The following is a 9,243-nucleotide window of genomic DNA, read 5'->3' on the forward strand; positions in this document are numbered from 1 at the left end:
GCCCACCCACCGGGCACGACCACGGCACCACTCCCAGCCCACCCACCGGACCCGGCCATGGCATCACCTCCGGCACACCGGATGAACCCGACCGTACGACAGCCCCGGGTGACGTCCCTCGCCTCCCGGGGCCGGGGAGTGTAGACAGGGCACATGGTCCGACATTTGGGTCGATCCCGGGCTCGGTCCACCGGACCGCCCGACACCGCGCGCGTCCGGCGTGTGTCACGGGCGCTGCCGGACAGCGGTCCGGGGCCNNCCGGCCGGCCGGGCCCCGCGGGCGGACTGCGCCTGGTGCTGAGCGGACGCAGTGTCGCCGGGCAGGTCTTCGTGCTCCAGGTCGTCGTCGTGCTGGTGCTGGTCGCCGCCGCGGTGGTGGCGCTGGTGCTCCAGGCCCGCTACGACAGCACGCAGGAGGCCCGCAACCGGTCCCTCGCCGTCGCCGAGACCTTCGCCGCGGCGCCGGGCACCCTGGAGGCGCTCTCCGCCCCGGATCCCACGGCGGTGCTCCAGCCGCGCGCGGAGGCGGCACGCGAGGCGACGGGCGTCGACTTCATCGTCGTGATGAACCCGGACGGCATCCGCTACACCCACCCGCTGCCCGACCGCATCGGCAAGAAGTTCGTCGGGAACATCGAGCCCGCGCTGGCCGGTGAGCCGGTGACCGAGGAGATCGACGGGACGATCGGGCGGCTGGTGCAGGCCGTGGTGCCGGTCCAGGAGCCCGACGGCACCGTGGTCGGCCTGGTCTCGGCGGGGGTCACCACCGAGCACGTGGGCGGCGCCGCGGACCGGCAGCTGCCGCTGGTGCTGGTCGCCGCGGCGGTGGGGCTCGCGGTGGCCACGGCGGGCACCGCGCTGGTGAGCCGGCGGCTGCTGCGGCAGACGCACGGGCTGGGCCCGCGCGAGATGACCCGGATGTACGAGCACCACGACGCGGTGCTGCACGCCGTCCGCGAGGGCGTGCTCATCATCGACGGCGAGGGCGCGCTGCTGCTCGCCAACGACGAGGCACGGCGGCTGCTGGACCTGCCCGAGGACGCCGAGGGCCGGCACGTGCGGGAGCTGGGCCTCGACCCGGCCACCGCGGAGCTGCTGGCCTCCCGCCGGGTCGCCACGGACGAGGTCCGGCTGGTCAAGGACCGGCTGCTGGCCATCAACCAGCGGCCCACGGACGTGGCGGGCGGCCCGGCGGGCAGTGTGGCGACCCTGCGCGACTCCACCGAACTGCGCGCCCTGTCCGGCCGGGCTGAGGTGGCACGGGAACGCCTCGACATGCTGTACGCGGCCGGCGTCGGCATCGGCACCAGCCTCGATGTGACCCGGACGGCGGAGGAGCTGACGGAGCTGGCGGTGGCCCGGTTCGCGGACTTCGTCACCGTGGACCTGTTCGACGCGGTGCTCGCCGGGGAGCAGCCGGAGGCCGGGCTGGAGCTGCGCCGCACCGCCTTCGGCGGGATCCGCCAGGATCCGCCGCTGTACCCGGTGGGCCGGCGGATCCGGTTCGTGGGCTCCTCACCGCAGGCGCGCAGCCTCCGCACCGGGCAGGCCATCCTGGAACCCCGGCTGAACGCGGCCCCCGGCTGGCAGGCGCAGGACCTGGAACGCACCGCGCAGGTGCTGGAGTACGGCATCCACTCGCTGATCACCGCACCGCTGCGGGCCGGATCGCTGGTCCTGGGGCTGGCCAACTTCTGGCGTTCCCGCAAGCCCGAGCCGTTCGACGCGGAGGACCTGGCGCTCGCCGAGGAACTGGTGGCGCGGGCCGCCGTCTCCATCGACAACGCCCGCCGCTACACCCGCGAGCACACCATGGCGGTCACCCTCCAGCGCAGTCTCCTGCCGCGCAGCCTGCCCGAGCAGAACGCGCTGGACGTCGCCTACCGGTATCTGCCGGCGCAGGCCGGGGTGGGCGGGGACTGGTTCGACGTACTGCCGCTGTCCGGGGCCCGGGTCGCCCTGGTGGTCGGCGACGTCGTCGGGCACGGGCTGCACGCGGCGGCCACCATGGGCCGGCTGCGGACGGCCGTGCACAACTTCTCGGCGCTGGACCTGGCGCCCGACGAGCTGCTGACGCTGCTCGACGAGATGGTGGCCCGGATCGACCAGCACGAGGCCGAGGAGGACGGCAGCGCCCCGGTCACGGGCGCGACCTGCCTGTACGCCATCTACGACCCGGTGTCCCGGCACTGCGCGATCGCCCGCGCCGGGCATCCGCCGCCCGCCCTGGTCCGCCAGGACGGTGTGGTGGAGTTTCCCGAGGTGCCCGCCGGTCCCCCGCTGGGCCTGGGCGGGCTGCCGTTCGAGACGGCCGACCTGGAGCTGGCGGAGGGCAGCCGGCTGGTGCTGTACACCGACGGGCTGGTGGAGGACCGGGTCCGGGACATCGACGTCGGACTCGATCTGCTGCGCGAGGCGCTGGAGCACGCCGGTCCGTCGCCGGAGGACACCTGCCGGGCGGTCGTGGACGCGCGGCTGTCGGCCCGGCCGAGCGACGACATCGCCCTGCTCGTGGCCCGCTGCCGGGCGCTGGGCCCCGACCGGGTCGCCGCCTGGGACGTGCCGCCCGATCCGGCGGCGGTGGCGGAGGTGCGTTCCTCGGTCACCCGGCGGCTGGCCGACTGGGGCCTGGAGGACCTGGCGTTCACCACGGAGCTGATCCTCAGCGAACTGGTCACCAACGCGATCCGGTACGGCGGCACCCCGATCCGGGTACGGGTGCTGCGCGACCGCACCCTGATCTGCGAGGTCTTCGACAGCAGCAGTACGGCCCCGCACCTGCGCTACGCCGCGATGACGGACGAGGGCGGGCGTGGTCTGTTCCTCGTCGCCCAGCTGGCCGAACGCTGGGGCACCCGCTATCTCCCGTCCGGCAAGGTGATCTGGGCGGAACAGCCCCTGCCGTGAGCCGGCCGCCAAGGGTTTGACGGGGCCGGCCCCTGCCGCACGGCAACGGCCCGGCCCCCGGGCTGTCCCGGGGGCCGGGCCGTGCGGGGTGAGTGCCCTCAGCCGCCGCTGAGCCGGGCTCGCAGCAGTTCCTTGCCCAGCTCGGCACCCTTGCGGCTGTCCGCCTGGGCCTTGCGGAACAGCTCCGCGACCTCGGTGTCCTTCTGGCGCTCAGCGTCCTGGATGTACTGCTCGAGACGCAGCGCGTTGCCGAGGCACGCCTCCACGTACCAGATGAGGTTGTAGTCCTTGTCCGCCGTGCCGGTCACACCGCCGGTCTCCGTGCTGCTGGTCACTCGGGCCTCCTCCTTCTGTGCGGTCGATGTCTCGTAGCTCTCGGAGCTGCGGGCCGGGTACCCGTCGTTCGCAGGGCCACACCAGCGGCATCCGGGTCGGCAGGCCACCGCCAGCCGTCTGTCCCGTCGGGACATGTGTCCCCTCGGGACACGCGCGGGCGTACCCTCGAAGACGTGGAGGCGACGCGGTCCGCGACCGAGGACCGCCGGCACCGCGGGGCGCGGCGGACCCGGTCGGCGCTGGCCACGGCCGCCCTGGAGCTGATCCTGGAGCGCGGCCTGGCGGCGGCCACGGTGGAGGCGATCGCCGAGCGCGCCGACGTCACCCGCCGCACCTTCAGCCGGCACTTCACCGGCAAGGAGGACGCGGCCCTGGACTTCGCCCGGCTCGACGGCGTCCTCATCAACGCCCGCCTCCGCGCCCGCCCGCCCGGCGAACCGCCGCTGCTCGCCTACCGCCGGGCGGTACGGGAGTGGCTCGCCGACCCCGAGGCCCCGGCCTGGCATCCGCGGCCCCGGATGCGGCGGCTGCTGGCGCTGGTGGACGCGGAGCCCGCGCTGTTCGCCGCCTATGCGCGCATCCGGGTCGACGCCCAGGACGAGTCGGTCCGGATCCTCGCCGGCCGGCTCGGCACCGACGGCCTCCGGGATCCGCGTCCCGCGGTCGTCGCCGAGGCCGCCGCCGGTGTCCTCACCGCCGCGCTGCGCCTGTGGGCGCGCGGCGCCGGGGACGACGACCGGGGATCAGCGGACCTCGCCGCACTGGTGGAGCGGGCCTACGACGCCCTGTCCGGGGAGGCCGCGGACGCGGCCGCCCAGTGCACCGCCGCACAGTGAGCAAGGAGTACGGCCATGAAGGCACTTCAGTACCGCACCGTCGGCGCCGCACCCGAGGTGGTGGCGGTCCCCGATCCCGGACCGGGCCCGGGCCAGGTTCTGTTGAAGGTGACCGCCGCCGGTGTGTGCCACTCCGACATCGCGGTGATGAGCTGGCCCGCCGAGGGCTTCCCGTACGCCCTGCCGCTCACCCTCGGCCATGAGGGCGTCGGCACGGCCGCCGCGCTCGGCGCCGGTGTGGCCGGGATCCGCGAGGGTGAGGCGTTCGCGGTCTACGGGCCGTGGGGCTGCGGCACCTGCGCCAAGTGCGCCGAGGGCAAGGAGAACTACTGTCTGCGCGCCGCCGAGCTGGGCATCCACCCGCCGGGGCTGGGTGCACCGGGCGCGATGGCGGAGTACCTGCTGGTCGACGACGCCCGGCATCTGGTGCCGCTGGAGGGGCTGGACCCGGTGGCGGCGGTATCACTGACGGACGCGGGGCTGACGCCGTACCACGCCGTGAAGCGGTCCCTGCCGAAGCTGCTGCCGGGCTCGACCGCGGTGGTCATCGGCGCGGGCGGCCTGGGCCATGTCGCGATCCAGCTGCTGCGGGCGCTGACCCCGGCCCGGGTGGTCGCGCTGGACGTGAGCGACGACAAGCTGCGGCTGGCCCGCGAGGTGGGCGCGCATGAGGCGGTGCGCTCGGACGAGCGGGCGGCGGACGCGGTGCGCGAGATCACCGGGGGTGTCGGCGCCGAGGCGGTGTTCGACTTCGTCGGGGCCGAGCCGACCGTACGGACCGCCGGGGCGCTCGCGGCCGTCGAGGGCGATGTCACGATCGTCGGCATCGGCGGCGGGGCGCTGCCCGTCGGCTTCGGGCTGCTGCCCTTCGAGGTGTCGGTGAGCGCCCCGTACTGGGGCAGCCGGGCGGAGCTGGTGGAGGTGCTGGCGCTGGCCCGGGCGGGCGCGGTGTCGGTGCACACCGAGACGTTCTCGCTGGACGACGCCCCGCTGGCCTACGAGCGGCTGCACTCGGGGAAGATCGGCGGCCGTGCGGTGATCCTGCCGCACGGCTGAGCGGTGTCGCCGCGTGGAGGCGCGACCGGTCCCCCGCTCCGGTCGCGCCTTCCCGGCGGTAGCGAACCTACGTCCCGGGCGCGTGGCTGGGAAACCGCGTCGATGCCAGCTCCGGTGCGCGGAGGACTCACCCGTGCACAGCCGAGTCCTTATTGTTCCGGTCTGCCGTGCGCAGGGCGGGTTCGGGGAGGTCGCCGAGCGCCAGATGGGCGAGGACGACCTCGTACAGGTCGCTGCCCGCGGCGAGCAGCTGGCGCTCCAGGACGGGTTCGGCGGCGCGGACGTGTTCGCGGACGGTCTGCGCGTGGACGCCCAGCCGCCGGGCGGCGCGTTCGGCGTTGCCGCCGGCGGCGATCCAGGCGCGCAGGGTGCCGCGCAGGTCGCGTCCGTCGGCGTCCAGGCGGGCGAGCAGGGCGTGCGCCCAGGTCCGCACCGCCGGCCCGGACAGCAGGTCGCCCAGGCCGGTGCGGCCCGCGGCGGCGGGGTCGTGGACGGTGCCGCCGAGCCCGGCCTGGGTGTTGAGGGCCAGGTGGACGGCGGCGCGCCCGGCCAGGTCGGAGAAGTCGGCGCCCAGCAGTCCCTCCACGCGGTCCATGCGGGCCCGGACGGTGTTGCGGCTGACACCGAGCACCTTCGCCGTGTTCACGGCGGTGAACTCCAGGCCCAGCCGGGTGGTGGCGAGGAGTTCGGCGCGGACGTGGTGGGCGAGGCCGTCCAGGGGGCGCAGCACGGTGCGGGTCCAGTCGCGCAGGGGGACCGGGTCCATCAGGCGTTCCGGGCGGGTGCGTTCGGCGTACAGCGCGGCCCGGTCGGACCGGAAGCGGGCGACGGCCAGGGCGCTGACCGCCTGCCCGTAGGCGGTCGCCGTCCGGGCGAGGCTCTGCCGGGTGCTGCCGCCGAGGAATGTGCCGGGCCTGCCGTCGACCAGCGACCGCAGCTCGTCCGCGGCCGTCTCGCCCGGTACGACGACGATGACGTGGCCGTCCATGGCGGGGCAGCGCACCACCAGGGCCCGTTCCCCCGTGGCGTCGAGGCAGGCCTCGGCGAGCCGGTCGCGCTGCTCGGGCCGGCATTCGGCGACGTACACGCAGGCCGTCTCGGTGTCGAGGAGTCCGGGCCACAGCCCGGCGGCGACCCGGCGGGCGGAGACGGTGTCCTCGACCATGAGCAGTTGCAGGATCGCCAGCCGCAGGTCGGACGCGGCCTGTTCGAGCCGGTGTCCGGCGGCGGCGGTCTCGTGGGCGCGCAGCAGCAGTTCCAGGACGCCGGCGGTGTGGGTGACGATGTCGGCCGCGCGCCGGTCGAAGGGCGCGGCGCGTGCCACGGTGAGCACGGCCACCCGCGCGCGCTGCGGCAACGTGACGGGTAGCAGGCGGAGATGGCGGCCGTGGTCCTCCAGCGCGGCGGCGGCGATCCGGCCGGTCGCGATGTCCGCGGTGAGCGCCGGGTCCGCGGGGACCGGGCGGCCGGCCAGTGGGGTGCCGTCGGACTCGGCCAGGCAGACGTCGGCGGCGACGGCCGCGGCGAGCCAGGCGACGACCCGGCGCGGGTCCCGCCCGTTCGGCCGCAGTTGGTCCAGGAGTTCTTCCGCCCAGGTCGCAGTGGCGGTGTGGTGCGCGGCGCCCATGACGGCCCCGTGTGCCCGGCCGGCCATGTCGGCTTCTCCTCGTTCCTCGTCCTGCCCTCGCTCGTGAGGGGGGACGTTACCTCACGTCCGGCGGCCCCAGGGGTCCTCGGTCCTGGGGGGAGCGGCGGGCGTCAGCGGGTCCCGGCGGGCGCGGAGTGGAGGTGGCGGGCCAGCGACGCCAGGGCGTCCGTGGCGGCGCCGAGGGCGTCCCTCTCGCCGTCGGTGAGGGCGCCCAGAGCCTCACCGAGGTGGGCCTCCTCCAGCTCACGGACCTCGGCGAGCCGGCGCCGGGAGGTCTCGGTGAGGTGCAGGTGGGCGACGCGCTTGTCGTCGTGGTCCTGCCGGCGCTCCAGCAGCTGCCGCTCGGTCATCTGCGAGACCAGCGCACTGACGTTGTTCGGCTTCATCAGCAGGGCCTCGGCGGCCTCACGCACGGTGCAGCCCTCCTGCTGCGCGACGAAACGCAGCAGCATCAGCTGGCCCTCCGGCGGCTTGGGGTGGGGGAACTCCCTGCCGATCCGCCGGTCCAGAGCCCGGTACAGCGCGGGCAGGCAGGCCGCGAGCTCGGAGGCCACGCGAGCGGTGCGCTGCGCGGGTGCGCCGGTGTCGGACATGACACCCAGAATAGGTATACAGCCATACCCATGTCAAAGCCCCGGTCGGCTGGGGCGTGGCTCCGGCGAGCGGCGAGGGCCGGCCGGGTGGGGCCGAGCGGTAGGGAGCGTTCCGACGGCATAAGCTCGACGGATGGCGAAGTACTACGACGTGCACCCCGACAACCCGCAGGCGCGCACCATCGCGCAGATCGCCGACGGCGTCCGGTCCGGTGCGCTCATCGCGTACCCGACGGACTCCTGCTACGCGCTGGGATGCCGGCTCGGCAGCCGGGACGGGGTCGACCGGATCCGCTCCATCCGCCGGCTGGACGACCGGCACCACTTCACCCTGGTGTGCGAGGACTTCGCACAGCTCGGCCAGTTCGTCCGGGTGGACAAGGACGTCTTCCGGGCCATCAGGGCGTCCACGCCCGGCAGTTACACCTTCATCCTCCCGGCGACGAAGGAGGTGCCGCGCGCCCTGATGCACCCGAAGAAGAAGACGGTCGGGGTGCGCATCCCCGACCACGTGGTCACCCAGGCCCTCCTCGCCGAACTCGGCGAACCCCTGCTGTCGAGCACCCTGCTGCTGCCCGACGAGGACGAGCCGATGACCCAGGGCTGGGAGATCAAGGACCGCCTCGACCACGTGGTGGACGCGGTGGTGGACTCCGGTGACTGCGGCACCGAGCCGACGACGGTCATCGACTTCTCCGGCGGCGACGTGGAGATCGTCCGGCGGGGCGCGGGAGACACCACGCGGTTCGAGTAGCCCCCGTGGGGCGGCCCGGCGGCCGGCGTCGCGCGTGCCACCATGGCCCGAGCCCGGCCGCCCGGCCCGACTTGACCGCCCAGCACAGCGAGGTGACCGCGCCGCCATGACCGCCGTACAGGGAACCGCCGTGGAGATCCGCACCGAGGACGGCGTCGCCGACGCCTACCTCGTCCACCCGGAGGACGGCGGTCCGCACCCGGCGGTGCTGCTCTTCATGGACGCCTTCGGACCGCGCCCCGGGCTGCGGTCGATGGCCGACCGGCTGGCCGCCGCCGGGTACACGGTGCTGCTGCCCAACGTGCTCTACCGCAACGGGCGCGCCCCGGTGGTGGAGCTGCCGGAGTTCATCGGCGACGAGGCGCGGCCGGAGCTGTTCCGGCGCCTCGCCCCGCTGGTGCTCGCCCTCACCCCCGACCTGGCGATGCGGGACGCGGACGCGTACCTGGGGTATCTCGCCGACTGCCCGGCGGCGGCGGACGGCCCGGTCGCGCTGGTCGGCTACTGCATGGGTGCCCAGCTCGCGCTGTACACGGCGGGCACCCATCCGGACCGGGTCGCCGCGGTGGCCGGGTTCCACGGGGCGCGGCTCGCGACGGACCTGCCGGACAGCCCGCATCTGCTGGCCGACCGCATCACCGCGGAGGTGTATTTCGGGCAGGCCGAGAACGACTCCGCAAAGGAGCTGGAGCGGCTGGAGAAGGCGCTGTCCGAGGCGGGGGTCCGGCACCGCTGCGAGGTCTATCCGGGCACGCAGCACGGGTACACCCAGGGCGACACCTCCGCGTACGACGAGGAGGGCGACCGGCGGCACCGGGCGGCGATGCTGGATCTGCTGAGCCGCACGTTCCGACAGTCCCGCTGACGCCGGCTCACCTCACCGATCGGTTCCGGCCGCGTCGCAGTCATTGACATGAGCGCGACGTGGCGCGAATCTGAGAGCGCTCTCAAGAGCTGGTCCGGACCAGACCCACGAACGGTCCGGCCACTCCACCCGTCCACCCCAACCGTCCACTCCGGTCCCCCCACAGCGCTCCCCGCACGGAGGTGAGGCATGCTCGCATCCCTCAAACACGCCCGGACGGCGGCCCTGGCCGCCGTCCGGGCGTGTTT

8 protein-coding genes are annotated in these 9,243 nt (G+C 74.6%); 5 read left to right on the forward strand and 3 right to left on the reverse strand.

Annotated elements, in window-relative coordinates:
- Positions 1-153 precede the first annotated feature (153 nt).
- Positions 154-2,907, forward strand: coding sequence for a SpoIIE family protein phosphatase (locus CCN42_RS33540; protein ID WP_086741219.1), 2,754 nt, complete (start codon positions 154-156; stop codon positions 2,905-2,907).
- A 98-nt stretch (positions 2,908-3,005) separates the two neighbouring features.
- On the opposite strand, the gene CCN42_RS33545 is transcribed toward CCN42_RS33540, so the two are convergent.
- Positions 3,006-3,242: a hypothetical protein gene (locus CCN42_RS33545; protein WP_086171842.1), complete on the reverse strand. Its 237-nt coding sequence runs from the start codon at positions 3,240-3,242 to the stop codon at positions 3,006-3,008.
- A 174-nt stretch (positions 3,243-3,416) separates the two neighbouring features.
- On the opposite strand from CCN42_RS33545, the gene CCN42_RS33550 reads away from it, so the two are divergent.
- Both CCN42_RS33550 and CCN42_RS33555 read left to right on the forward strand, forming a co-directional pair.
- A complete protein-coding gene (locus tag CCN42_RS33550; protein ID WP_086741220.1) occupies positions 3,417-4,079 on the forward strand; it encodes a TetR/AcrR family transcriptional regulator in 663 nt (220 codons plus the stop codon).
- Positions 4,080-4,094: 15 nt separating this feature from the next.
- Positions 4,095-5,135, forward strand: coding sequence for an NAD(P)-dependent alcohol dehydrogenase (locus CCN42_RS33555; RefSeq protein ID WP_086741221.1), 1,041 nt, complete (start codon positions 4,095-4,097; stop codon positions 5,133-5,135).
- Positions 5,136-5,262: 127 nt separating this feature from the next.
- On the opposite strand, the gene CCN42_RS33560 is transcribed toward CCN42_RS33555, so the two are convergent.
- The gene (locus CCN42_RS33560; RefSeq protein WP_086741222.1) at positions 5,263-6,789 is read right to left on the reverse strand and encodes a helix-turn-helix domain-containing protein; all 1,527 of its coding nucleotides are present in this window, start codon (positions 6,787-6,789) and stop codon (positions 5,263-5,265) included.
- Between the two features lie 104 nt (positions 6,790-6,893).
- On the reverse strand, positions 6,894-7,376 hold the full coding sequence (locus CCN42_RS33565; protein ID WP_086741223.1) for a MarR family winged helix-turn-helix transcriptional regulator: 483 nt from the start codon (positions 7,374-7,376) through the stop codon (positions 6,894-6,896).
- A gap of 133 nt (positions 7,377-7,509) precedes the next feature.
- Between CCN42_RS33565 and CCN42_RS33570 the strand changes: the two genes are divergently transcribed.
- Both CCN42_RS33570 and CCN42_RS33575 read left to right on the forward strand, forming a co-directional pair.
- Complete coding sequence (locus CCN42_RS33570) at positions 7,510-8,130, forward strand: L-threonylcarbamoyladenylate synthase (RefSeq protein ID WP_169731574.1); 621 nt, start codon at positions 7,510-7,512, stop codon at positions 8,128-8,130.
- A 106-nt stretch (positions 8,131-8,236) separates the two neighbouring features.
- Positions 8,237-8,995: a dienelactone hydrolase family protein gene (locus tag CCN42_RS33575; RefSeq protein WP_086741224.1), complete on the forward strand. Its 759-nt coding sequence runs from the start codon at positions 8,237-8,239 to the stop codon at positions 8,993-8,995.
- Positions 8,996-9,243: the final 248 nt, after the last annotated feature.

This window comes from Streptomyces glaucescens, assembly GCF_002154375.1.
GTDB lineage: Bacteria > Actinomycetota > Actinomycetes > Streptomycetales > Streptomycetaceae > Streptomyces > Streptomyces glaucescens.